The sequence below is a fragment of the Pseudomonas nitroreducens genome, from assembly GCF_010994165.1.
Lineage (GTDB): Bacteria > Pseudomonadota > Gammaproteobacteria > Pseudomonadales > Pseudomonadaceae > Pseudomonas > Pseudomonas nitroreducens.
Window position 1 is genome coordinate 474,723 of the sequence record NZ_WMBX01000003.1, and the last position, 24,014, is coordinate 498,736.

The window sequence follows — 24,014 nt, forward strand, 5'->3', positions numbered from 1 at the left end:
GCTTTGGCCGCCGGCGGTTGCCGGCGGCCATTGGCCTTACTTGCCGACGCCGACGCCGACGCCGACGCCGTAGAACGAGTTCAGCGCGAACGGGCTGATCTTGAAGTCCTGCACCGTCTTGCGCATCGGCTGGTACACGGTGGAGTGGGCGATCGGGGTGATCGGCACCTGCTCCTTGAGAATGTGCTGGGCCTGCTTGTACAGCTCGGTGCGCTTGGCCTGGTCCGGGGTGCGCTTGGCATCCTTGATCAGCTTGTCGTAGGCCGGGTCGCACCATTTGGAGAAGTTGTTGCCGTCCACGGCATCGCAGCCGTAGAGGGTGCCCAGCCAGTTGTCCGGGTCACCGTTGTCGCCGCTCCAGCCGATCAGCATGGCGTCGTGCTCGCCGCCCTTGGCGCGCTTGATGTACTCGCCCCACTCGTAGGTGACGATCTTCGCCTTGATGCCGACCTTGGCCCAGTCGGACTGCAGCATCTCGGCCATCAGCTTGGCGTTGGGGTTGTATGGGCGCTGCACCGGCATGGCCCACAGGGTGATCTCGGTGCCTTCGGCGACGCCGGCCTTCTTCAGCAGCTCCTTGGCCTTCTCCGGGTTGTAGCCGGCGTCCTTGATGCTGTCGTCGTAGGACCACTGGGTCGGCGGCATGCCGTTCACGGCGAGCTGGCCAGCGCCCTGGTAGACGGCGTCGATGATCGCCTTCTTGTTCACCGCCATGTCCAGCGCCTCGCGCACTTCGAGCTTGTCGAACGGCTTGTGCAGGACGTTGTAGGCGATGTAGCCGAGGTTGAAGCCCGGCTGAGACGGCATGTTCAGGTTCGGGTCCTTCTTCAGCGCCTCCAGGTCGGCCGGGCGCGGGAAGAGGGTGATCTGGCACTCGTTGGCCTTGAGCTTCTGCATGCGCACCGAGGCGTCGGTGTTGATGGCGAAGATCAGGTTGTCGATCTTCACCTCACCCTTGTTCCAGTAGTCCGGGTTGGCCTTGAAGCGGATCATCGCGTCCTTCTGGTAGCGATTGAACACGAACGGGCCGGTGCCGATGGGCTTCTGGTTGATGTCGCTGGCCTTGCCCTGCTTGAGCAACTGGTCGGCGTATTCGGCGGACTGGATCGAGGCGAAGCTCATGGCGAGGTTCTGGATGAACGCCGCGTCAACTTCGTTGAGGGTGAACTTGACGGTCTTGTCGTCGACCTTCTCCACCTTGGCGATGTTCGCGTCCATGCCCATGTCGGTGAAGTAGGGGAATTCGGTCTGGTACGCCTTACGGAACGGATGGTTCTTGTCGAGCATGCGGTTGAAGGTGAACAGCACGTCGTCGGCGTTGAACTCGCGGGTCGGCTTGAAGTAGTCGGTGGTGTGGAACTTCACGCCGGAGCGCAGGTGGAAGGTGTAGGTCTTGCCGTCATCGGATACGTCCCACTTTTCCGCCAGGCCCGGGATGACCTGGGTGCCGCCGCGCTCGAACTGGGTGAGGCGGTTGAACACGGTTTCCGCCGAGGCATCGAAGTCGGTGCCGGTGGTGTACTGGCCGGGGTCGAAGCCCGCGGGGCTGCCTTCGGAGCAGTAGACCAGGTTGTTGGCGGCGTGGGCGAGCGGGGCGCTGGCGATCAGCCCAGCGGCAATCATGGCGCGGATGACGGCGTTCTTACGCATTGGGACCTCTGTTTATTCTGGTTGTCATCGAGGGGCAGCCTCGTGAGCTGCGTTGCGTGAAGCTATGCACGGCACATGCCGGGTGCAAGCGTCTAACCGGGATGAGTGTAGAAGTTGTGACGCGGGTGCAAGGGAATGTCGCAATTTCGACAATGGGAACCGTGCGGTCGAGCGGCGGCGCCCCGGTCCCCCAAGGCGCCGCGCTGGAAAAGGCCGTAGGTGTTACGGCATCTGCACCTCGATCGTGCCGTCGGCGCTGACGGTGACCTGGCTGGTGCCGGCTTCGATTTCCTGCGCCGGTGCCGAATCCATGGAGGCGAACTTGGCGGCGGCCATGCGCATCACCGGCATCGGCCGTGGCGCGCCGGAGGTGTTCAGGTTCAGGCTGACCAGCCTGTAGCCCTTGCCGCCGAGCGCGTCGGTGAGTACCTGGGCGCGGGCCTTGAAGGCATCCACGGCGCCCTTCATCATCGCGTCCTCGTTCTTCGCGCGAGTGGCGTCGGCGATGCTGAAGTCCATGCTGCCCATCTTCAACTTGCCCAGCAGGTCGGCGGTGAGTTGCGAGAGGGCGGCGAAGTCGGTGCTCTCCAGACGGATTTCCGCGCGCTCGCGCCAGGCCGTGATCTTCTGGCCCTTGTCGTCATACACCGGGTAGCTGTTGCGGCTGCCCAGGCTGACGGTCACGCCTTTCACCTTGCGTGCCTGCTCCACGGCTGCATTCAGCGCGGTGGTGGTCTCGCTGGCCAGCTTGGCCGGATCGCTGGCCTGGCCTTCGCTGAACAGGGTCACGTGCATCAGGTCGTGGGCAACTTCCTGGCTGACCTCGGCGCGCAGCGAAACCTGGTTGTAGCGAGGTTCGTCTGCCAGGGCTCCCAGGCTGGTGGCGCACAGGGCGATGGCGGCGGCGATGGCGGTGAAGGGTTTCTTCAGTACAGACATGGATGACTCCTTGCTCCAGAAAATGTCCCGGCCACAGCTTAGTAGAGCCAGTGGCGAGGACTGTCAGACCCTTTGACGAGGATTCGTTCCGATCCGGGTTATTGACGGATGTCACCAATTGTTTCGGTGCGAGGCGGCCGACGCGGGCCGCGCTGGAGTATGCTGTGGCGCTATGCCGCATAAAGGAGAGGGGGCTCTTGGCTATACTCGCGCAAATTCCGGAATTCACCATGCGCCCACCGGTTTTCCAGCTTTCCGCCAGTCGTCAGAACCTTCTGCATCTGACGCTCATCCGTATTCTCGTGCTTGCCGCCCAGGCCGGTTCGGTCGGGCTCGCCTACAAGGCCCAACTGATTCAACTGCCCTGGCTTGCGCTGGGCGTGACCCTCGGTGTCTCCCTTGTGCTCTGCCTGGGCACGGCGTTGCGCCTGCGCGGCCCGTGGCCGGTCACGGAGCTGGAGTACGCCGTCCAGCTCGCCTGCGACCTGGTCATCCACAGTGTGCTGCTGTACTACTCCGGTGGTTCGAGCAACCCCTTCGTCTCTTATTACCTGGTGCCGCTGACCATCGCCGCCGCGACCCTGCCATGGCTCTACACCATCGCCCTGGCAGGCTTGGCGCTGGCCAGCTACACGGTGCTGCTGGTGTGGTTCCACCCGCTGGAGATGGCTGCGGGACAACGCGACAACCTCCTTATCTATGGCATGTGGCTGAGCTTCGCCCTGGCCGCCGCACTGATCACCTTCTTCGTCGCCCGCATGTCCGAGTCGCTGCGCCGCCAGGAGCAGTTGCAGGCGCAGCGTCGCGAGGAAGGCATGCGTGACCAGCAACTGCTGGCCGTGGCCACCCAGGCCGCCGGCGCCGCCCATGAACTGGGCACGCCGCTGGCGACCATGAGCGTACTGCTCAAGGAATTGCGCCAGACCAATGCGGACCAGCCGATGTTGCAGGAAGATCTCGCCCTGCTGCAGGAGCAGGTCAAGCTTTGCAAGACCACCCTGCAGCACCTGGTACGCGCCGCCGAAGCGGATCGTCGCCAGGCGGTGGAAGAGCAGGGCGCCAACGAGTGGGTCGAAGCGGTGCTGCGGCGCTGGCATTTGATGCGCCCGGAGGCGAGCTATCGCTACCAGACGCTCGGCAAGGGCAAGGCACCGCGGATGACTCCGCCGACCGACCTGAGCCAGGCGCTGCTGAACCTGCTCAATAATGCGACGGACGCCTGCCCGGACGACCTGGATATCCGCCTGGACTGGGATGCCGGGGAAATCTGCCTGAGCATCCGCGACCAGGGCCCGGGCGTGCCGCTGGCGATTGCCGAACAGCTCGGCAAGCCGTTCTTCACCACCAAGGGCAAGGGGTTCGGCCTGGGATTGTTCCTGAGCCAGGCCAGCGTGACCCGCGCAGGTGGAACGGTGAAGTTGTATAACCATGAAGATGGCGGCACTCTGACCGAGTTGCGTCTGCCCAGAAGCTATGGCGTGGCCTGATCGCCGCGCCCGCGAGGAAGTACCATGAGCGAAGAGATCCTGTTCGAAGGCGAAGAGCAGCCCCACCTGCTGCTGGTGGACGACGATGCCACCTTTACCCGCGTCATGGCCCGCGCCATGGCCCGTCGCGGGTTGCGGGTGTCGGTCGCCGGCTCCGCCGAGGAAGGCCTGGCCATGGCCAAGGACGATCTGCCCGACTACGCCGTGCTGGACCTGAAGATGGACGGCGACTCCGGCCTGGTGCTGCTGCCTAAGCTGCTTGAGCTCGACGCCGAGATGCGCGTAGTGATCCTCACTGGCTATTCCAGCATCGCCACCGCGGTGGAAGCCATCAAGCGCGGCGCCACCAACTACCTGTGCAAACCGGCCGACGCCGACGATGTGCTCACCGCACTGCTGTCGCAGCACGCCGACCTGGAGACCCTGGTGCCGGAAAACCCCATGTCGGTCGACCGCCTGCAGTGGGAACATATCCAGCGCGTGCTTGCCGAACATGACGGCAACATCTCCGCGACCGCCCGAGCGCTGGGTATGCACCGGCGCACATTGCAACGTAAGCTGCAGAAGCGCCCGGTGAGGCGTTAAGCGATCGATAACACAAAGGAGCGCCAATGAGCGCTCCTTTTTTGTATGTACAGCCGTGCGAGCCCATTCCATGACCGACAGCGCCGAGTACCGCGCCGCGAACGATGCCGTTCGCAGCCGCTTCTTCCACCGAGTCTGGCACCTCACCGCGCCTTACTGGCGCAGCGAAGAGAAGGGCATGGCCTGGTTGCTGCTGATCGTGGTCATCGCCCTCTCGCTGGTGGGTGTGGCCGTCTCGGTCTGGCTCAACAGCTGGTACCGTGACTTCTACAACGCCCTGCAGAACAAGGATGTCGACTCCTTCATCCGGCTGGTCCTGTACTTCTGCGGCATTGCCGCCGCCGCGATCCTGATCGCCGTCTACCGCCTCTACCTGACCCAGATGCTGACCATCCGCTGGCGCCGCTGGCTGACGGAGAAGCACTTCGCCGCCTGGCTGGGCGACAAGAACTATTACCGCCTCGAGCAGCGCGGCCATACGGACAACCCTGACCAGCGCCTGACCGAAGACCTCAATAACTTCACTGACACCACCCTGACCCTGGGTCTTGGCCTGATCCGCAACGTCGTCAGCCTGGTGTCCTTCTCGGTCATCCTCTGGGGCGTTTCCGGCAGCATCGAAATCCTCGGCATCACCATTCCCGGCTACATGTTCTGGGCAGCGCTGCTCTACGCGGCGGTTGGCAGCTGGCTGACGCACCTGATCGCGCGCCGCCTGATCACCCTGAACAACCAGCAACAGCGCTTCGAGGCGGATCTGCGTTTCGGCCTGGTCCGGGTGCGCGAGAATGCCGAGAGCATCGCCCTGTACAACGGCGAGGCCAACGAGAACGAACGGCTGATGACGCGCTTCCGCAATGTCTGGGGCAACTTCTGGGAGCTGATGAAGGTGCAGAAGCGCCTGACCTTCTTCAGCTCCGGCTATGCCCAGATCGCCATCATCTTCCCCCTGGTGGTCGCCGCCCCGCGTTACTTCGCCGGCAAGATCCAACTCGGCGAGCTCATGCAGATCAACTCCGCCTTCGGCAACGTGCAGGACGGCCTGAGCTGGTTCATCGATGCGTACGCCAGCCTCGCCAATTGGCGCGCCACCTGCGACCGTCTGCTGAGCTTCCGCGGAGCCATGGCCGACATCGCCCAGGAGTCGGCCAATATCGATGTGCGCAAGTCCGGCGACCTGCTGCAACTGCAGAACCTCACCCTGAGCCTGGGCAACGGTCGCGAGCTGCTGCAGCCCACCAGCCTGGCGATCAACACCGGGGAGCACGTACTGATCGGTGGCCCGTCCGGCGGTGGCAAGAGCACCCTGCTGCGCGCCATGAGCGGCCTGTGGCGCTACGGCAGCGGCGTTGTGCAGATGCCTGAGGCGCGCAGTCTGTTCGTCCCGCAGAAACCCTACCTGCCCATCGGCACCCTCGCCGAGGCGCTCTGCTATCCGGAGCAGGGCGATCGTCACGATCCCGAGCAACTGAAACAGGTGCTGCACCTGTGCCGCCTGGATTCGCTGGTGCCGCGCCTGGGTGAAGCCGACCATTGGCAGCGTGTGCTGTCTCCGGGCGAGCAGCAGCGTCTGGCCATCGCCCGTGCACTGCTTTATGCGCCGCAGTGGTTATTCCTCGACGAGGCGACTTCCGCGCTGGACGAAACCGACGAAGCTGCGCTCTACCAGGTGCTGCTGGACCAATTGCCAGGCGTCACCCTGGTCAGCATTGGCCACCGTCTCAGCCTGAAACGATTCCACCCGCGCCAGCTGCGCCTGGAAGACCATCGATTGCAGGAGATCGAGGCTGTTCTGCCGGTGTAGTGGCAGTTTGATTCACTGGGATACTGTGAAGGTGTTAGTGGGAAACATCTGAAAGTCTTCTCAGATGGGATGATTTCTTCTTATTTATTTACATTTTTCAGTGTTTCGCCGCTGCGAAGCTTTCAATAACAGGTACCCTGTGCAGCCCGGTCCGACCAGGATCGGGTTTCGAAAGATTCAACGGTACCTCCCATGAGCTTCCTTTCACCAACTCGGCAGGCATTGACCCGTTCGGACCTGCAGCTGATCGATCGGCGCCGGTTCCTGCTGGTGGCCGGCTGCACGGCGCTGCTATTCGCTGTGGTGGCCTTCGTGGTCGGTGTCTGGGTGGGCCGGACCAACGTCGAGCCGGTGCCGATGCCCGTCGTCGCGAGCGTACCCGCCCCCTCGGAAGATGATTCCGCCGAGCGTTTCGCAGCGGAGCGGATAGGGGAGCTGGCCGGTCGCCTGCACGTGCTGGAGAAAGACGCCACTTACCTGCTCAAGGCCGTCGACAGCCACGAGGAAATCGCGCGCAAACTGTCCAAGGTCGACCCTGAGCTCGCGCCAAAGCCCCAGGCGCCGACCACCAAGGGCAAAGGCGGCATCCTGCTGCCACCGCGCCCTTGTGCAGAACCGCTGCCCGCTTCCGACGTCGATCTGGAGCGGAGCGAGCGCTCGGCAAAATGCCTGCGCCGGGTATTCGACCTGTTGATGGACCAGGTGGCGCGGCGCAACGCCGACTTCATGGCCATTCCCGCCCGTCGCCCGATGGAGCAGGCGCGCCTGGGGTCGCCTTTCGGCAACCGGCTCGACCCCTTCAATCACCACCTGGCGTTCCACTCCGGCCAGGACTTCTCGGCGCCGACCGGCAGCCCGATCCATGCGGCCGCTGGTGGACGCGTCATCGTCGCAGGGCCGAATCCCTCCTATGGCAATCGCGTGGAGATTGACCATGGCAACGGCCTGGTCACGCGCTATGCCCACGCCTCGAAACTGCTGGTGAAAGTGGGCGACGTAGTGCTGCCGGGGCAGGAAATTGCCAAGGTGGGTTCCACCGGCCGCTCCACGGGGCCGCACCTGCATTTCGAAGTGCTTTACCACGGCGAATTCGTCGACCCACAGAACTTCCTCTCTCTGGGAGGCATGGAGATCGATAGCGATGGTATGGCCTCGGACTAGGAAGCCCTCCACCCGCGACCTGCTGCGCGCCGAGCACCGCCCCCATGTTCCTCGTGGTTCCGCGGCGTTGGGCCGCGCGGCCTTGCTCCTGGTTCTCTTGCTGGCAGCGGCGCTGGCGGGCGTCTGGTTGATGCGCCACCAGGGTGAGGTGGCGGGCCGTGTACAGGCTGATGAACTCCAGGCGCTGCGTGTGCAGGTCGAGCAGTTGACCGCCGAACTGGAGGACAAACGCCTGCAGGGCGACGAGGACCGCGCCAATCGAGAACAGCTGATGCAGCGCATCGATTCGATGTCCGCCGAAATCAAGAAACTCAAGACTGAGCTGGCCTTCTACCGCCAGCAGAAACCTGGCAAGTAGTACGCGCGAGGAATTGCGATGTTCAGCAACAGCAAGAAGAAAGGCCCGCAGGTGTCGGTGGACAAGTTCTCCAGCCTGCTCTCGGGCAACGTCGATCTGGTCGGCGATATGCAGTTCCAGGATGGCCTGAAGATTCTCGGTACCGTGAAAGGCAATGTCTGCCACAAGCCCGGCGCCGCCAGCCTGCTGGCGCTCAGTGCGGAAGGTCGGATCGAGGGGAATGTCAGCAGTTACGACGCGCTGATCGATGGGACCATCATTGGCGACCTGTATGTCGAACACCTGCTGGAGTTGCACTCCAATGCACGCGTGGTCGGCAATATCCAGTATCGCCAGTTGAGCATGGAGAACGGAGCCACCGTGGACGGCAAGCTGACTCGCCTGGCCGAAGGCGAGTCGCCCAAACCGCTGGAACTGCCGGCGCCGCTCTGGGGCGAAGCGACCGACGCGCAGGTGTGATTCATCCTGTGGGGCGGGTACATAGCTTGCTATGATTCTGCCCCCGTCGCCCTGATGCCTGCTTCCCATGCTTGCCCTGCTGCTCCAGACCTTCGCCATCACCGCCCCGGTCTTCGCCATGCTGTTCCTGGGCGTGCTGTTGCGCCGCGTCGGGGCGATCAATCCGGAATTCATCCAGACCGCCTCGGCACTGGTGTTCAACGCCACCATGCCGGCGATGCTGTTCCTCGGCATTTACCACTCCGACCTGCATAGCGCAGCGCGCCCCGAGGTACTGTTGTATTTCTGCGCAGCGACCCTGGCGGGCTTCCTGCTGGCCTGGGGCTGGGCGGCCTGGCGAGTGCCGCGCGCCGAGCGCGGCGTCTACGTGCAGGGCTCGTTCCGCGGCAACAACGGCATCATCGGTCTGGCGCTGGCCACCAGCCTCTATGGTGACCATGGCCTGGCGCTCGGCTCAGTCCTCGCAGCCCTGGTGATCCTCTGCTACAACACGCTGTCCTCAGTGGTGCTGGCGATCTACAGCCCGAGCATGAAGTCCGACCCGCTGAGCATCGCCCGCAACGTCATCTGTAATCCGCTGATCATCAGTGTGCTGGCCGCGCTGCCGTTTTCCTGGTTCGGTATCGGCCTGCCGAAGTGGCTGCTGACTTCCGCTGACTACTTCGCGCAGATGACCCTGCCACTGGCACTGGTGTGCATCGGCGGTACCCTGTCGCTGGCCTCGCTGCGCGAGAGTGGCGCCCTGGCGATCAGCGCGAGTCTGATGAAAATGGTCTGGCTGCCGCTGATCTGCACTTCCGTCGCCTGGTCGCTGGGCTTTCGTGGCGCCGAACTGGGCGTACTCTTCCTCTATTTCGCCAGCCCCACGGCGGCGGCCAGCTATGTCATGGCCCGTGCGGCGAATGGCAATCACGAACTGGCGGCGTCGATCATCGTCATCACCACCCTGGTGGCGGCGCTGACCACCAACGTCGGCATCTTCGTCCTGCAATGGGGCGGCTGGATGTGACTCGGTGGAAGTCGAGACTCTTCCAATCGGGGTACGCCAAAAGCCAATCGGTTTGTAGGAAATTTCTGAAAGATCGTCCTGCGTCGCACGGTCATGCGAAGGTCGTTCCGCACGTCGACAAGACCGGTTACATTTGGCTCCCCCGCTATGCACGATCAAGGAATGTTCATGCAGCTCACGCGTCGGATGGTTCGTGCCGTCTTTGTTCTGTCAGCCAGTCTCCTGGCTGCGACGGTCGCTGCCGCGCCGGGTGCGGACCTTTCCAGCCCCACTGCCGGCTGGCGTTATTCCGGCCTGACCGATGACCCCAGCGTGCCTCGCGTGGCCTATCCCACGCCTCCCATCGACCGTGGCGGTGTTCGTGGCCGCAGCCTGATCGAAGGGCACCTGCGCGAAGTCTCCGGCGTCGATCGTGCCCAGCGCCTGGTGGTCAACGGCAATCCGCTCCCGCTCTACACCGACGCCGAAGGCAAGTTCGTGCGCCCCTACAACTTCGGCGCCGGTAGCAACAGCGTCGCGGTCAGCAGTGACCAGGGCAAATCCCTCAAGCGCGTGCAGTTCTATGAAGCCAACAACGCTCGCATCCCGCCGCGCATCCGCCTGGCACTGGGCTGGAACGACCCCAAGGCCGAACTCGACCTGCATATCGTCACGCCCGACGGCCAGCATGCGTTCTGGGCCAACCCTCGCCTGAGCAACGGCGGGGGCCTGGACCCCGACGGGGTCGACGGCCCAGGCCCGGAAATGTTCATCATGGCCGCGCCGCTGCACGGCACCTACCTGATCTATGTGAACTACTGGGGCAACTACAGCGCCAGCCAGGGATACAACTTCCAGGAAGGCAATCATGAGCAGGACGTGATCACCGCCGAGATCAACCTGGTGTTCAACGAAAATACCGTCAACGAGAAGCGCGAGACCTTCGTGGTGCCCATGCGCACCATCGGTGATCTGGTGCTGGTGAAGACCTTCAATTACTGAATTCGCCCCTCGCAGGGATGACACGGGACAAGCGATCCATGAGCGACAATACGCCCTCCAGCAGTCAAGACAGCACTCCGACGCCGCCGGCAGCACAAGCGCCGCGCCATGGGCCGCTGATCGCCATCGGTGTGGTGGCTGCCGCACTGGTCGCCGGCGGCCTGGCCCTGGCCTTCGGCCTGATCCCCGCCTTCCACTCGGCACCGGTGGGCACCCTGGAGGCGCCGGAAAGCCCGGAGGTGGTGCGCGACCTCAAGCGCCCGGACGCGTTGATCGAAAGCGCCTCCCTCAGCCAGTTGCCCAAAGCGGTGCTGGAAGTGCCGTTGCTGCGCGACGTGCTGACAGAGGATTTCGTCTTCTACTACGAGAATAACGCCGACCGCCTGGGCCTGACCGGCACGCTGCGGCGCATCGTCTACGAGCACGACCTGACGCTGAAGGACAGCGTGATCGAGGAACTGCTCGACCAGCCGGCCCAGGTCGCCCTGTGGCGCGGCGCCGATGGCCGCCTGCGCGACTTCATGGTGGTCCTCAAGCGCGGTGGCCTGGCCAAGGTCCTGGAGCCGCTGGCCAAGGTGGCTGCCGACGATACCCAGCTGAAGAAGGTCTCGGAGATCCAGGTGAAAGGCGCCGCCACGCCGGTCTACAGCCTGCGCTACGGCGCGGAGAAGACCTTGCTGTTCGTCTCCCGTGGCGACCAGATGCTGGTGCTGTCGAACCCGAAGATGCTATTCCCCAATCCGGACTACGACAACCTCGGTGAGCCCGATGCGGCAGTTGCCAAGGACCTGGGCAGTGCGCTGGAGGGCGAGCCGCTGTTCGCCAAGGACTTCGCCCTGGAGCCGCGCGGCGAGCTGAAGCAGCGTATTACCCTGAGCGCCGGCGTGCTCGCCATGGGCTACCAGCGCTTGATCCCGACCTTCGCCGGTGTGCGCTTCGAGCAGGGCAAGGACGGTTGGCACAGCTACCTGGCGCTCAATGAGGTGGCACGTCAGCCGGACCTGGATTTCACCCCCGTCTGGCAGGCCATGCCCATGGGAGCCAGCGCCTGCGTTGCTCTTCCGGTCACGCCGGGGCTGTACGACAACATGCTGGTCAAGCTGGGCGCCGAGCAGAAGATGGCCGCCGCCTTCTCCGAGCATCTCTCCGGTGCCGCCGGCCTCTGCTGGTACCCGGAGTCACGCCTGCACTCGCCGCTGCTCGCGGTGAAGCTCGACGCACCCGCCAGCCCCGAGCTGGACGATCAACTGGGCAAGCTGTTCGGCAGCATGATCGGCGCCTACGAAGCCAATGTGGAGGCGGGCGCCTTCGAGGTGGAAAGTCGTGCCGAAGGCGATGGTCGCCTCTGGCAGCGCCAGGTCAGCTCGCGCTTCGGCCAGTACCCGGCCAGCGAGGCGGAGAATCCCGACCAGGTCAGCGGCAACGGCTTCTTCCGTGTCAGCCTGCTGCGCGATGGCAACACCCTGCTGTTCTCCATCGACGACAAGCTCCTCGACAAGGCGCGCAATACTCTGGCCAAACGCTACCCGCCGCTGGCCGACGTGCTGCCCAAGGATGCATTGGTGCCGGCCTACCTGGCGCCCAAGACGCTGTCCGAGTTGCTCAAGCGCGAAACCCTCGACAGCCTGCCGCAGGACCTCGAACCGGTGTTCCGTAACGCCGCCGATACGCTGCTCCTGCCACGCCTGAAGACCCTCGCCGGTAACGGCTCCTACGCCTTGACCCTGCCGGCCGGCAGCGAGCCGAGCGGCGAATGGGAGTGGCTGCCGCTGGACTGGAAGGCGCTGTGATCCGCAAACCCCTCACACTGCTCGCCGGTCTGCTTGTCGCCACGCTGGCGCATGCGGCTGAGCCGGCACTGGATGCGCAGCAGACCCAGGTGTTCCGCGCCTGGTTCGTGCGCATCGCCGAGGAACAACTGCGCCGTGGGCCGAACCCGCGCTGGTACCAGCAGGACTGCGCGGGCCTGGTGCGCTTCGCTGCCAACGAGGCGCTGAAGGTTCACGACGCCAAGTGGCTGCGCGCCAACGGCATGTCCAACCGCTACCTGCCGCCGGAGCTGGAGCTTACCGACGCGCAGCGCAACCTCGCGCAGAGCTGGCAGCAGGGCGGTGGCAAGACCGGCCCCTATGTCAATGCGATCAAACTCATTCAGTACAACAGCCAGCTGGTTGGCCGCGACCTCAACCAGGCGCGCCCCGGCGACCTGATGTTCTTCGACCAGGGCGATGACCAGCATCTGATGATCTGGATGGGCCGCGACATCGCTTATCACACCGGCACTCGTACGGCGACCGACAACGGCATGCGCTCGGTCAGCCTGCAACAACTCATGACCTGGAAGGACACCCGATGGATACCCGACGAATCCAATCCCAACTTTATCGGCGTCTATCGCTTGTCCTTCCTGACCCGATGAACGCGCTGCGCGGCATTGCCGCAGCCCTGGCCTGCGCCGGCCTGATCGCCGCCGCACCCACACTTGCGCGGGCGGACGACGACGTTCCGGCGAGCAACTACACGCCCATGGCCGGCGAGTCGTTCTTCCTGCTGGCCGACTCCAGCTTCGCTTCCGACGAAGTGGCTAAAGTGCGCCTGGAAGCGCCGGGCCGCGACTACCGTCGCTACCGCATGGAGCCATACGGCGGAGCGGACATCCGCGTCTACCGCATCGACCAGCCGCTGGACTTCCTCAAGCGCCAGAAGAACCTGCACCGCGTGCTGTCCGAGGGGCAGTTCAAGGGCGAGGGCCTGTCCAACACGCTGGCTTACCTGTGGGACAACTGGTACCGCAAGTCGCGTCGGGTGATGCAGCGGACCTTCTCCTACGAGTCGCGCCAGCAGGTCACCGAAGTGGTGCCCGAGCTGAAGATGGGCAATGCCATGCGCGCCCCGACGCCGTATGACGCCCAGCCGCAATACGCGCCGATCCCCGGCCTGCCGATGGTCAGCCAGTTCCGCTATCCGCTGTGGGACGCCAAGCCGATCCAGCCGCCTAAGGAAGTCACCCTGGCCGGCTCCTCCAGCGAATTCATCAACGTCGCGCCGGGTAACGTCTATGTGCCGCTGGGCAAGTTGAAACCCGGCCTCTATCTGGTCGAGGCGCTGGTCGGCAAATACCGCGCCACCACCGTGGTGTTCGTCTCCAACAGCGTTGCGGTGAGCAAGATCGCCGGCAACGAGCTGCTGGTCTGGACCGCGCGCAAGCATGAAGGCACGCCGGTGGGCGGCGCCAAGGTATTGTGGACTGACGGCCTGGGCGTGATGAGCAGCGGCAGCAGCGACGCCGATGGCTTGCTGCGCCTGCAACACGTCAGCCCGGAGCGCTCCTTCGTGATCGGTGAGGATGAGGAGGGCGGTGTCTTCGTCTCCGAGAACTTCTATTACGACAGCGAAATCTACGACACCAAGCTCTACGCCTTCACCGACCGGCCGCTGTACCGTCCGGGTGACTGGGTATCGCTGAAGATTGTCGGCCGCGAGTTCAAGAACTCCCGCGAATCGCAGGCTCCGCAAGCTGCCCCGCTGCGCCTGTCGGTGATCGACGCCGCCGGCACCACGCTGCAGACGCTGGATCTCAAGTTCGACGCCAAGAGCGGCACCAGCGGCCGCTTCCAGCTGCCGGCCAACGCCGTGGCCGGCGGCTACGAGCTGCGCTTCGACTACCGCGACCAGACCTACAGCAGCGCCTTCCGTGTTGCCGAGTACATCAAGCCGCACTTCGAGATTTCCCTCGACCTCGCCAAGCCGGACTTCAAGACCGGCGAGCCTGTGAAGGGCAACCTGATCCTGCTCTACCCCGACGGCAAGCCGGTGGCCAACGCGCGCCTGGAGCTGAGCCTGCGCGCCCAGCAGTTGTCCATGGTGGACAACGAACTGCAGTACCTCGGCCAGTTCCCCGTGGAGCTGTCCAGCGCGCAGATCACCACCGACGCCCAGGGCCGCGCGGCGCTGGACCTGCCGGCGGCGGAGAAGCCCAGCCGCTACATGCTCACCGTGTTCGCCAGCGATGGCGCCGCGTACCGCGTGAAGACCAGCAAGGAAATCCTCATCGAGCGCGGCGCCGCCCGCTACCGCGTGAGCGCGCCGCAGCGCTTCAGCGCTGCCGGTGACAAGGTCGAGTTCAGCTACGCCGCAGAACAGCAGACCCAGATCCAGCCCACCGCCTACCGCTGGCTGCGCCTGGAAGACCGCAGCAGCGGCGACGGCGCGGTGGCCGACGGCAAGTTCGCCATCACCTTCGACAAGCCCGGTACCTACAGCGTCGAACTGCGCGACAAGGCCGGCCAACTGCTCGGCGGCACCGGCCACTCGGTCAGCGGCGACGGCGTGAAGGCCGTGCCGGGCACCGTGGAAATCGTCCTCGACAAGGCCGAGTACAAGGCCGGTGACGAGGCGCTGGCGCTGATCACCTTCCCCGAGCCGGTGGATGACGCGCTGCTGTCGCTGGAGCGTGACAAGGTCGAGGCCACCGCACTGCTGTCCAAGGGCGGCGACTGGCTGAAGCTGGAGAAGCTCAACCCGACCCAGTACCGCGCGCGCATCCCGGTGAAGCCGGAGTTCTCGCCGAACCTGACCTTCTCCGTGCTCTACACCCGCAGCGGCGACTACAGCTTCCAGAACGCCGGCATCAAGGTCGCCGTGCCGCAGGTGGAAATCGCCGTCAGCACCGACAAGGAACGCTACGAGCCGGGCGAGACGGTCACCGTCAATCTCGACACCACCTACGCCGGCAAGCCCGTCTCCAGCCACCTCACCGTGAGCGTGGTGGACGAGATGATCTACGCGCTGCAGCCGGAGATCGCGCCGGGCATCGACCAGTTCTTCTACCACCCGCGCCGCAATAACGTGCGCACCAGCGCCAGCCTGTCGTTCATCAGCTACGACGTCGCCTTGCCGGGCACGCCCAGCGCGCCCGGCCGCGCCAACCGCAGCGAGCGTGGCGTGAAGGTGCTGGAGCGCCCGCGCCGTGAGGAAGTGGACACCGCCGCCTGGGAACCCGAGCTGGTTACCGATGCCAACGGCAAGGCGCAGTTCAAGTTCCGCATGCCGGATTCCCTGACCCGCTGGCGCATCACTGCCCGCGCCATGGATGACGAAGGCCAGGTTGGCCAGAAGAAGCAGTTCATCCGCTCGGAGAAACCGCTGTACCTGAAGTGGAGCGGCCCGAAACGCTTCCGCAGCGGCGATGCGCCGGACCTCGGGCTGTTCGTCTTCAACCAGGGCGAGCAGGACACCAAGGCCGAACTGCTGATCCGCGCCAATGGCGAGGAGCAGACCCAGGCGCTGGAGCTCAAGCGCGGCGTCAACTACATCGCCCTGCCGAAGCAGCCGCTCAGCGACGGCGACTGGAGCGTGGAACTGCGCCAGGACGGTCAGGTTCGCGACAGTCTCGGCGTGCACTTCAGCCTGGTCGCCGATAGCTGGCAGGTATTGCAGTCCAAGCCGTTGCAGGTCAATGCGCAGAACACGCCGCTGCAGCTTCCGGCGGATGCCCGCGATGTGAGGTTGCGCCTGGATGACAGCGCCCAAGCCTTGCTGCGTGGCAATCTGGATTCGCTGCTCGACTATCCGTGGGGTGGCGTCGAGCAGACTGCCAGCCAACTGCTGCCGCTGAGCGTCGCCTACCCGATGCTGGCCAATAGCGAGCCGCGGGTGCGTGACCGCCTGCGCCTGATCATGCAGACCAGCCGCCTGCGCCTGGTGCAGATGGCTGGCCCGGATGCCTACTTCACCTGGTGGGGCGGCGAAGACAACGACGCCTTCCTCACGGCGTATGCCTATTACGCCGACTGGCATGCCAGCCGCGCACTGGAAATCCAGCTGCCGCCGGACCACTGGCAGCGCGTGCTGGAACTCTACTCCGCGCGTGCCAGCGCCACGCCGCTGCTGCAGCGTGCACTGATCCTGGCCTTCGCCCGCGACATGCAACTGCCGGTACAGACGCTGGTCAGCGGCCTGCTCACCGACCTGGAAAACGCCGGCAACGGCGAGGCAGCGAAGTCGGTGAACGACGTCGACAGCGACGACAGCCTGGTCATGAGCCAACCGGACTCCGAGCTGGGGCTGGCGGTGGCTCGCGTGCTGACCGCCAGCCTGGCCGAGCAGAACAAGGTCGCGCTGCCGCAAGGCTTCGCCAAGCAACTGGACGGTGCACGCCTGAAGCTGAACACCAGTGACCAGCCGTTCGCCCGCGCCGTGCAGCTCTACAGCGGTAGTGTGGACGCCAGCCGTGCTCGCGCACTGCTGCTGAGCCTGGCGCCGCAGCAGTCCACCGTCGAACGCGCCCTGGCGCTGACCTGGATGCAGCGCGCCGTAGCCGAAGCCCCGGCCGCCGAGTTGCCCAAGCCGGTGGCGGACTGGAAGGAAAGCCACAGCACCACGGGTGACGCCTTCTGGCAATGGCAGGGCAAGGAGGTGCCAGTGCAGCTGGACCTGAGCGCCGCGCCGTCGCGTCCGCTCAATGCTTCGGTGACCTTCCGCAGCGCCGAAGCGCCGGCCAGCCAGTTGCCGGTGACCATCAAGCGGCGCCTGCTGCGCCTGGTTCCGGGCGAAGACGCCTTCGCCTTCAAGGCCGAGGAGCTGGGTGACAAACCGTTGTCCAGCGACGAGCTGTACCTGGACGAAGTGACCCTCACCACCGATCAGGCGCAGGCCCTGCGCTACGGCATGCTGGAAGTGCCGCTGCCGCCGGGTGCGGATGTCGAGCGCACCACCTGGGGCCTGCAGATCAGCGGCCTGGGCGGCGTCGAGGCGACCAGCCTGGAGCGCGCGCGCAACGAGCCGGGCGACCTGTTCTACGGCGTGCCGGTGGATACCCTGGGCGGCGAGTTGCGCTTCCGTCATCTGGTCCGCTTCTCGCAGAAGGGCGAGTTCGTCCTGCCGCCGGCGCGCTACCAGCGCCTCTATGCGCCGCAGGAACAGGCGCTGGAGCAGCAGCCGGCCCTGGCGAAGATCAAGGTCCAGTAATCCATGCGCGCACGCCTTGCCGGGCTGATCCTGCTGTTGCCGCTGAGCGCCCTTGCGGCGCCCGGCTCGCAAGAGCAGGCGCAGTTGGCCTGGCGCAGCGCGAAGGGCGATGAGCTGTTGCGCCTCGGGCCGCAGCAGGTACTGGATCGCCAGCCCTTGCCGGCTGAGCTGAAGGCGCCGCTGGGCAGCCTGTGGAAGCTGTTCGTCTATGCCTGGCTGAACGACACCGGCCAGCAGGAGCCGGCCTATCAGTGCCGTGGCGAGAGCAAGGAAGAAGTCTATTGCTGCACGGCCGGGCAGAGCATCGAACGTGACGCCGCGCTGGTGAAGTCCTGTGGCCTGTACTTCGAGCCGCAGCGGTTGGGTATCGACGGCGCGGTCTGGCAGCAGTACTGGCAGGCGCGCCATGCGCCGGGCTGGATCGCCCAGCTGGACAAGTTGGCAGCGCAAACCGAAGTGCCGGTCGCCGAGCTGCTCGATCAACTACAACACCTGCCCGCCCAGGAACAGGCGCAAAAGGTGCTGCTGGACGTCAGCCTCGCTGCCGATGAGGGGCGTGCCCCGGCCGCACTGGGTGGACGTCTGCGGGTGAAGACCTGGAGCTGGGATGAAAATGGCAAGCGCGAAGGCGGCTTTGCCGGTTGGCTGGTGGACGGTACGCCGCTCTGGGCGCGCGGACCGGGCACCAGCAAGACGGTGCTGGCGAAGTACGGCAATGCCATCGGCGCTGCACTGCCGGCGCCCTGGCCGCATGATCCGGGACGCTGCGTGGAGGTCAGCCTGTTCAGTCGCTATCCACTGAAGGAGGTCTACGACGCGCGCAATCAACCGGCTGCCGAGGGCTTGCTGGCAGGCCGGCAGAGCGTACTGTTCGCCAACGGGGTTCGCCTCGACGTGGGCAGCAACGGTGATCTGTTCCTGGAGCGCGGCCCCCAGGGGCCGCGCCTGACTGCCCGCCTTTCCCGCGAGGAATACGTTGCACGAGTGCTGGATCGTGAGGCGTCGGCCACGCCGCCGGAAGCCGCCAAGGCGTTGGCCGTGACCATCCGGACTTACCTGTTGCAGAACGGCGCTCCGCGCGGTGACTGTCTGAGCATCGACGACAGCAGTCAACGCCAGCGCGTGGCGCCGCGCCCTGCCAGCGAGGCGGCGCGGGGCATCGCCGCCTGGACCGCCGATCTGGTATTGGCTGGTGGCACCGTAACCTATCATTCGGACGAGGCGGGGCAGTCGAAACTCTCCTGGCGCGACGCCCAGGAGCAGGCCGCCAAGGGCCTGCGCTACGACGCCATTCTCGCCCGCGCTTTCCCGCGCACCAGCCTGAGCCGCTGGAGCAACCCGACCGCTGCCTGCCAGCCCCTGCCGGAGGCCGAGCGCTGGCTGCAGGCACAGCGCCGCAACTGGCGGACGCGGCTGGAAGCAGAGGCGGGTTATGAAGAATTGCAGTCCTTCGCCGTGTGCCGACTGAGCAGCGGCCGACCCTACGTCGACCGCGAACGCCAGCGCATCTTCGTGCGTGGCCTGTATTCCCAGCAGGACCGCCTCGACCTGGCTCACGAATACCTGCACCTGGCATTCCAGGCGCACCCCAATGGACAAGACGAGGGCTACGTGGAAAGCCTGGCCCGTCGCCTGATACTGGAATGATCGACATGAAACTTGCCTATGCGCTCCGCCTGTCTCTGCTCGCCAGCCTGATACCGCTGGGCGTGCAGGCCGCCGAATCGCCGATCCGCCTGGATACTCCGCTGGGCGGCTGGCGCGCGGGCGACGGCGACAAGGCCGACTTCCGGCAGACGGTGAACTACCCGGCGGCGTCGGTGAATTCGCGGGAAGACCAGTCCGATACCGCGCGCATCCGTGGCGAAATCCGTGGGTTGCCCAAGGACAGCAAGGAGCCGGCGCGCCTGGTGGTCAACGGCGTGGCCATGCCGATGCGGGTCGAAAACGATGGCAGGTTTGACCGTCCCTTCGCTTTCCCCGCGGGCTCCAACAGTGTCGAGGTCATCAGTCCGGACGGCCAGCAGCACAAGCGCGTGCAGTTCTACCACGGCGGTGGCGGCGGCGAGGTGGCGGCCAAGCTGCGGGTCATGCTGTCGTGGGACTCGGACAACACCGACCTCGACCTGCACCTGCTGACGCCCGATGGCGGGCATGTCTGGTACGGCAATCGCTCACTGCCCAACGGCGCGGCCCAGGACGTCGACGTGACCACCGGCTACGGCCCGGAAATCATCGCCAGCCCGACGCCGCTCAAGGGGCAGTATCTGGTCTACGTGAATTACTACGGCGGTGGCTGGAGCTCGGACGAGAGCTCCGGCGACGTGAACGCGGCCAAGCCGCTGACCACGGCGCAGGTGACCATCGTCACGGAGGAGGGCACGGTGAACGAGAAGCAGGAGTCCTTCCTGATCCCGATGCGCCAGCCCGGTGAGCTGACGCTGGTGAAGCGGTTCAGTTACCCGTAATGCCCTGCTTGCTAGCGGATCCATTCGCGAGCCAGCTCGCTCCTACAGTTGTTACGGTCAGGCCTTCTGATCGGCCTGCCAGGCGTCGATTACTTCCTGCGCCGCGCGGAAGGCGTCGATGGCCGCCGGGACGCCGGCGTACACCGCGCAGTGCAGCAGCGCTTCGCGAATCTCTTCCACGGTGCAGCCGTTGTTCAACGCGCCGCGCACGTGGCCTTTGAGTTCCTGCGGGCACTTCAGCGCGGTCAGCGCGGCCAGGGTGATCAGGCTGCGGGTCTTGCGCGGCAGGCCTTCGCGGTTCCAGACACCGCCCCAGGCGTGCTCGTTGACGAAGTCCTGCAGCGGCTGGGTGAACTCGGTGGCATTGCCCAGGGCACGATCGACGAAGACGTCGCCCATCACTTCGCGGCGAACCTGCTCGCCGGCCTTGCGGTTGTCGTTGCTCACTTCTGGCTCCTTCAGAGACCTTCCAGGCGCACCCGGGCGGTACCGGAGCGCAGCATATTGAGTTGTTCGGCGGCGGCTTTCGACACATCGATGATGCGCCCGCGGCCGAATGGCCCGCGGTCGTTGATGCGCACCACGACGCTGCGGCCGTTGTCGAGGTTGGTGACTTTCACCCGCGTACCGAAGGCGAGCGTGCGGTGCGCGGCAGTCAGGGCGTTCTGGTTGAAGCGTTCGCCACTGGCGGTGCGCTTGCCATGGTGGGCCTTGCCGTAATAGGACGCGGTGCCTTCGGCGCGGTAGCCGCGGCCGGAGACTTCCGAGTCGCTGTCGTAAGACGTGGTGCTACAGCCGGCCAGCAGGGCCAGGCAGCCGACGAGGGCCATGGGTCGCAGCATCGAACCTCCGGACGAAAAAACGCCGGGCAAGCCCGGCGTCGTTGAAGTGTGGGCTCAGGCTTCGAGCTTCTTCTTCAGCAGTTCGTTCACTTGCGCCGGGTTGGCCTTGCCCTTGGCGGCTTTCATGGCCTGGCCGACGAAGAAGCCGAACATCTTGCCGCGCTTGGCTTCGTCGCTGGCGCGGTACTGTTCGACCTGCTCGGCGTTGGCTGCCAGCACGTCGTCCAGCAGCTTCTCGACGGCGCCGCTGTCGGTGTTCTGCACCAGGTCCTTGGCCTTGATGATCTCGTCCGGCGAGCCCTCACCTTCGGCCATGGCGGCGAATACGGTCTTCGCGGCCTTGCCGTTGATGGTGCCGTCCTTCAGGCGCAGGATCATCTGGCCCAGGTGCTCGGCGGAGACCGGGGACTGCTCGATCTCCAGGCCGTCCTTGTTGAGCAGGCTGGAGAGCTCACCCATCACCCAGTTGGCGGCCAGCTTGGCGTCGCCGCAGATGGTCTGGACCTTCTCGAAGTAGTCGGCCATCTCGCGGCTGGCGGACAGCACGCTGGCGTCATAGGCGGACAGGCCATACTGGCTCTCGAAACGCTCGCGCTTCTGGTCCGGCAGTTCCGGCAGGTGGGCGCGCAGGTTGTCGAGGAAGGCGCGCTCGATCACTACCGGCAGCAGGTCCGGGCAGGGGAAGTAACGGTAGTCGTTGGCTTCTTCCTTGCTGCGCATGGAGCGCGTTTCGTTGGCTGCCACGTCGTACAGGACGGTTTCCTGGACGATCTTGCGGCCGGATTCCAGCTCGTCGATCTGCCAGGCAATCTCGGTGTTGATGGCGCGCTCGATGAACTTGAACGAGTTGACGTTCTTGATCTCGCGGCGGGTGCCGAACTCGGCCTGACCTTTCGGGCGTACCGACACGTTGCAGTCGCAGCGCAGCGAACCTTCGGCCATGTTGCCGTCGCAGATGCCCAGATAGCGCACCAGTGCGTGGATCGCCTTGGCGTAGGCCACGGCTTCCTTGGCGCTGCGCATTTCCGGTTCGGAGACGATCTCCAGCAGCGGAGTGCCGGCGCGGTTCAGGTCGATGCCGCTCATGCCGTGGAAGTCTTCGTGCAGGCTCTTGCCGGCGTCCTCTTCCAGGTGTGCGCGGGTGATGCCGACGCGCTTGACGGTGCCGTCTTCCAGGGTGATGTCCAGGTGGCCCTTGCCGACGATGGGGTGGTCCATCTGGCTGGTCTGGTAGCCCTTGGGCAGGTCCGGGTAGAAGTAGTTCTTCCGGGCGAAGACGTTGCGCTCGGCAATCTCGGCGTTGATCGCCAGGCCGAACTGGCAGGCCATGCGCACGGCTTCCTGGTTCAGCACCGGCAGGGTGCCGGGCATCGCCAGGTCGATCAGGCTGGCCTGGGTGTTCGGGGCGGCGCCGAAGGTGGTGGCGCTACCGGAGAATATTTTCGATTGGGTGGAGAGCTGTGCGTGGATTTCCAGCCCGATCACGGTTTCCCATTGCATATCGTAATCCTTCCTCAGAACCCAGCCGGTGCTTGTGTGTGCCAGTCGGTGACCAGTTGGTACTGGTGCGCGACGTTGAGCAGGCGGCCTTCCTGGAAGTACGGCGCGAGCAACTGGACACCCACCGGCAGGCCATCGACGAAGCCGGCAGGCATGGACAGGCCCGGAATGCCGGCGAGGTTGGCGGTGATGGTGTAGATGTCTTCCAGGTACTGGGCGACCGGATCGTTGTTCTTCTCGCCCAGTTTCCAGGCCGGGTTCGGCGTGGTCGGGCCAAGGATCACGTCGACTTCGGCGAAGGCACTGGTGAAATCGTTCTTGATCAGGCGGCGAATTTTCTGAGCTTTCAGGTAATACGCGTCGTAGTAACCAGCGGAAAGCGCGTAGGTGCCGACCATGATGCGGTTCTTCACCTCGGCGCCGAAGCCTTCGGCGCGGGAGCGCTTGTACAGGTCCTGCAGGTCCTTCGGGTTTTCGCAGCGATAGCCGTAGCGCACGCCGTCGAAGCGCGACAGGTTGGAGCTGGCTTCTGCGGGCGCGATCACATAATAGGCAGGGATCGCGTGCTGCATGTTCGGCAGGGAGATCTCCTTGACCACCGCGCCGAGCTGCTTGAGCTGCTCGACCACGTTCATCACCGCGTCGGCGATGCGGCTGTCGAGGCCGGCGCCGAAGTATTCCTTCGGCAGGCCGATGCGCAGGCCGGTCAGCGGCTTGGCCAGGGCGGCCAGGTAGTCGTCCACTGGCTGGTCGACGCAGGTGGAGTCCTTCGGGTCGAAGCCTGCCATGGCGCCGAGCATCAGTGCGCAGTCCTCGGCGGTGCGGGCCAGCGGGCCGCCCTGATCGAGGCTGGATGCATAGGCGATCATGCCCCATCGGGAAACCCGTCCATAGGTAGGCTTGATGCCGGTGAGGTTGGTCAGCGCAGCCGGCTGGCGAATCGAGCCGCCGGTGTCGGTGCCGGTGGCCGCCGGAATCAGGCGCGCGGCCACCGCGGCGGCGGAGCCGCCGGAGGAGCCGCCCGGCACGCGGGAGGTGTCCCAGGGGTTCTTCACCGGGCCGTAGTGGCTGGATTCGTTGGCCGAGCCCATGGCGAACTCGTCCATGTTCAGCTTGCCCAGGCTCACGGTGCCGGCATCCGCCAGGCGCTCGACGACGGTGGCGTCGTAGGGCGAGACGAAGGCGTCGAGGATCTTCGAGCCGCAGCTGGTGCGCACGCCCTGGGTGCAGAACAGGTCCTTGTGGGCGATAGGCGCACCGAGCAGGGCGCCGGTTTCACCTTTGGCACGCCGCTCGTCGGCGGCCTTGGCCTGGGCCAGGGCGCTTTCTTCGGTGACGGTGATGAAACTGTTCAGCTGCGGGTCGAGCTGCTGGATGCGCGCGAGCAGGGCAGTGGCCAGTTCCTGGGCAGAGAATTGCTTGTCGGCGAGTCCGCGGGCGACTTCGGCGAGGGTCAATTGATGCAGCATATGTCCGTGTCCTTAGCGCTTACTCGATGACTTTCGGGACGAGGTAAAGGCCGTCTTCCACGGCCGGCGCGATGGCCTGGTAGGCTTCGCGGCGGTTCTCCTCGGTGACTGCGTCGGCACGCAGGCGCTGCGTGGCTTCCAGCGGGTGGGCCAGGGGCTCCACGCCGTCGGTGTCGACGGCCTGCATGGCGTCGATCAGGCCGAGAATGTTGTTCAGGGTGTCGGTGGTACGCGAAATGTCGGCTTCCTCCAGGCCCAGGCGGGCGAGGTGGGCGATCTTTTCCACGTCGGAGCGTTCAAGCGCCATCGGGATCTCCAGCTAGAGCGGCCCGG

20 protein-coding genes are annotated in these 24,014 nt (G+C 65.2%); 13 read left to right on the forward strand and 7 right to left on the reverse strand.

Features of this window, described 5'->3' with window-relative positions; translation table 11 throughout:
- Nucleotides 1-36 precede the first annotated feature (36 nt).
- Nucleotides 37-1,650, reverse strand: a complete 1,614-nt coding sequence (locus GJV37_RS15520; protein WP_193452715.1) for an ABC transporter substrate-binding protein — start codon at nucleotides 1,648-1,650, stop codon at nucleotides 37-39.
- A gap of 222 nt (nucleotides 1,651-1,872) precedes the next feature.
- Nucleotides 1,873-2,589: an SIMPL domain-containing protein gene (locus tag GJV37_RS15525; protein WP_170859521.1), complete on the reverse strand. Its 717-nt coding sequence runs from the start codon at nucleotides 2,587-2,589 to the stop codon at nucleotides 1,873-1,875.
- A 230-nt stretch (nucleotides 2,590-2,819) separates the two neighbouring features.
- On the opposite strand from GJV37_RS15525, the gene GJV37_RS15530 reads away from it, so the two are divergent.
- From GJV37_RS15530 to GJV37_RS15590, 13 genes are all read left to right on the forward strand, one after another.
- On the forward strand, nucleotides 2,820-4,076 hold the full coding sequence (locus GJV37_RS15530) for an ATP-binding protein (protein ID WP_024765915.1): 1,257 nt from the start codon (nucleotides 2,820-2,822) through the stop codon (nucleotides 4,074-4,076).
- A gap of 24 nt (nucleotides 4,077-4,100) precedes the next feature.
- Nucleotides 4,101-4,661, forward strand: a complete 561-nt coding sequence (locus GJV37_RS15535) for a response regulator transcription factor (protein WP_037013643.1) — start codon at nucleotides 4,101-4,103, stop codon at nucleotides 4,659-4,661.
- Nucleotides 4,662-4,731: 70 nt separating this feature from the next.
- Nucleotides 4,732-6,465, forward strand: a complete 1,734-nt coding sequence (locus tag GJV37_RS15540) for an ABC transporter ATP-binding protein/permease (RefSeq protein WP_065083931.1) — start codon at nucleotides 4,732-4,734, stop codon at nucleotides 6,463-6,465.
- A gap of 192 nt (nucleotides 6,466-6,657) precedes the next feature.
- A complete protein-coding gene (locus GJV37_RS15545; RefSeq protein WP_193452716.1) occupies nucleotides 6,658-7,626 on the forward strand; it encodes a M23 family metallopeptidase in 969 nt (322 codons plus the stop codon).
- On the forward strand, nucleotides 7,607-7,984 hold the full coding sequence (locus GJV37_RS15550) for a hypothetical protein (protein WP_024765918.1): 378 nt from the start codon (nucleotides 7,607-7,609) through the stop codon (nucleotides 7,982-7,984). The genes GJV37_RS15545 and GJV37_RS15550 overlap by 20 nt, the downstream gene beginning before the upstream one ends.
- 18 nt (nucleotides 7,985-8,002) lie before the next feature.
- A complete protein-coding gene (locus GJV37_RS15555) occupies nucleotides 8,003-8,443 on the forward strand; it encodes a bactofilin family protein (RefSeq protein WP_024765919.1) in 441 nt (146 codons plus the stop codon).
- 67 nt (nucleotides 8,444-8,510) lie between these two features.
- Entirely contained in the window at nucleotides 8,511-9,452 is a 942-nt protein-coding gene (locus GJV37_RS15560; protein WP_170859520.1) for an AEC family transporter, read from the forward strand.
- Nucleotides 9,453-9,638: 186 nt separating this feature from the next.
- Nucleotides 9,639-10,433 (forward strand): YfaP family protein, encoded by a 795-nt coding sequence (locus tag GJV37_RS15565; RefSeq protein ID WP_425326838.1) that lies wholly within the window; start codon nucleotides 9,639-9,641, stop codon nucleotides 10,431-10,433.
- A 38-nt stretch (nucleotides 10,434-10,471) separates the two neighbouring features.
- Entirely contained in the window at nucleotides 10,472-12,223 is a 1,752-nt protein-coding gene (locus GJV37_RS15570) for a DUF2138 domain-containing protein (RefSeq protein WP_170859518.1), read from the forward strand.
- The gene (locus GJV37_RS15575) at nucleotides 12,187-12,852 is read left to right on the forward strand and encodes a DUF1175 domain-containing protein (RefSeq protein WP_037007436.1); all 666 of its coding nucleotides are present in this window, start codon (nucleotides 12,187-12,189) and stop codon (nucleotides 12,850-12,852) included. The genes GJV37_RS15570 and GJV37_RS15575 overlap by 37 nt, the downstream gene beginning before the upstream one ends.
- Nucleotides 12,849-17,402 carry an alpha-2-macroglobulin family protein gene (locus GJV37_RS15580; protein ID WP_193452718.1) on the forward strand — a complete coding sequence of 1,518 codons (4,554 nt, stop codon included), beginning with the start codon at nucleotides 12,849-12,851 and terminating at the stop codon, nucleotides 17,400-17,402. Before GJV37_RS15575 ends, GJV37_RS15580 begins: the two co-directional genes overlap by 4 nt.
- Before the next feature lie 3 nt (nucleotides 17,403-17,405).
- Nucleotides 17,406-19,049, forward strand: coding sequence for a DUF2300 domain-containing protein (locus tag GJV37_RS15585; RefSeq protein WP_193452719.1), 1,644 nt, complete (start codon nucleotides 17,406-17,408; stop codon nucleotides 19,047-19,049).
- Nucleotides 19,050-19,054: 5 nt separating this feature from the next.
- Nucleotides 19,055-19,870 (forward strand): YfaP family protein, encoded by an 816-nt coding sequence (locus GJV37_RS15590; RefSeq protein WP_193452720.1) that lies wholly within the window; start codon nucleotides 19,055-19,057, stop codon nucleotides 19,868-19,870.
- Between the two features lie 57 nt (nucleotides 19,871-19,927).
- Here GJV37_RS15590 and GJV37_RS15595 read toward each other — a convergent pair whose 3' ends face one another.
- From GJV37_RS15595 to gatC, 5 genes are read right to left on the reverse strand one after another with little or no spacing between them, the layout of a single operon-like run.
- Nucleotides 19,928-20,269 carry a carboxymuconolactone decarboxylase family protein gene (locus GJV37_RS15595; RefSeq protein WP_054906694.1) on the reverse strand — a complete coding sequence of 114 codons (342 nt, stop codon included), beginning with the start codon at nucleotides 20,267-20,269 and terminating at the stop codon, nucleotides 19,928-19,930.
- Nucleotides 20,270-20,328: 59 nt separating this feature from the next.
- Nucleotides 20,329-20,712, reverse strand: a complete 384-nt coding sequence (locus GJV37_RS15600; RefSeq protein WP_024765927.1) for a septal ring lytic transglycosylase RlpA family protein — start codon at nucleotides 20,710-20,712, stop codon at nucleotides 20,329-20,331.
- 54 nt (nucleotides 20,713-20,766) lie between these two features.
- Nucleotides 20,767-22,212, reverse strand: a complete 1,446-nt coding sequence (gatB, locus tag GJV37_RS15605; protein ID WP_170859514.1) for an Asp-tRNA(Asn)/Glu-tRNA(Gln) amidotransferase subunit GatB — start codon at nucleotides 22,210-22,212, stop codon at nucleotides 20,767-20,769.
- A gap of 14 nt (nucleotides 22,213-22,226) precedes the next feature.
- Nucleotides 22,227-23,681, reverse strand: a complete 1,455-nt coding sequence (gene gatA / locus GJV37_RS15610) for an Asp-tRNA(Asn)/Glu-tRNA(Gln) amidotransferase subunit GatA (protein WP_169888253.1) — start codon at nucleotides 23,679-23,681, stop codon at nucleotides 22,227-22,229.
- Between the two features lie 19 nt (nucleotides 23,682-23,700).
- On the reverse strand, nucleotides 23,701-23,988 hold the full coding sequence (gatC, locus tag GJV37_RS15615; RefSeq protein ID WP_015475813.1) for an Asp-tRNA(Asn)/Glu-tRNA(Gln) amidotransferase subunit GatC: 288 nt from the start codon (nucleotides 23,986-23,988) through the stop codon (nucleotides 23,701-23,703).
- Between the last annotated feature and the right edge of the window lie 26 nt (nucleotides 23,989-24,014).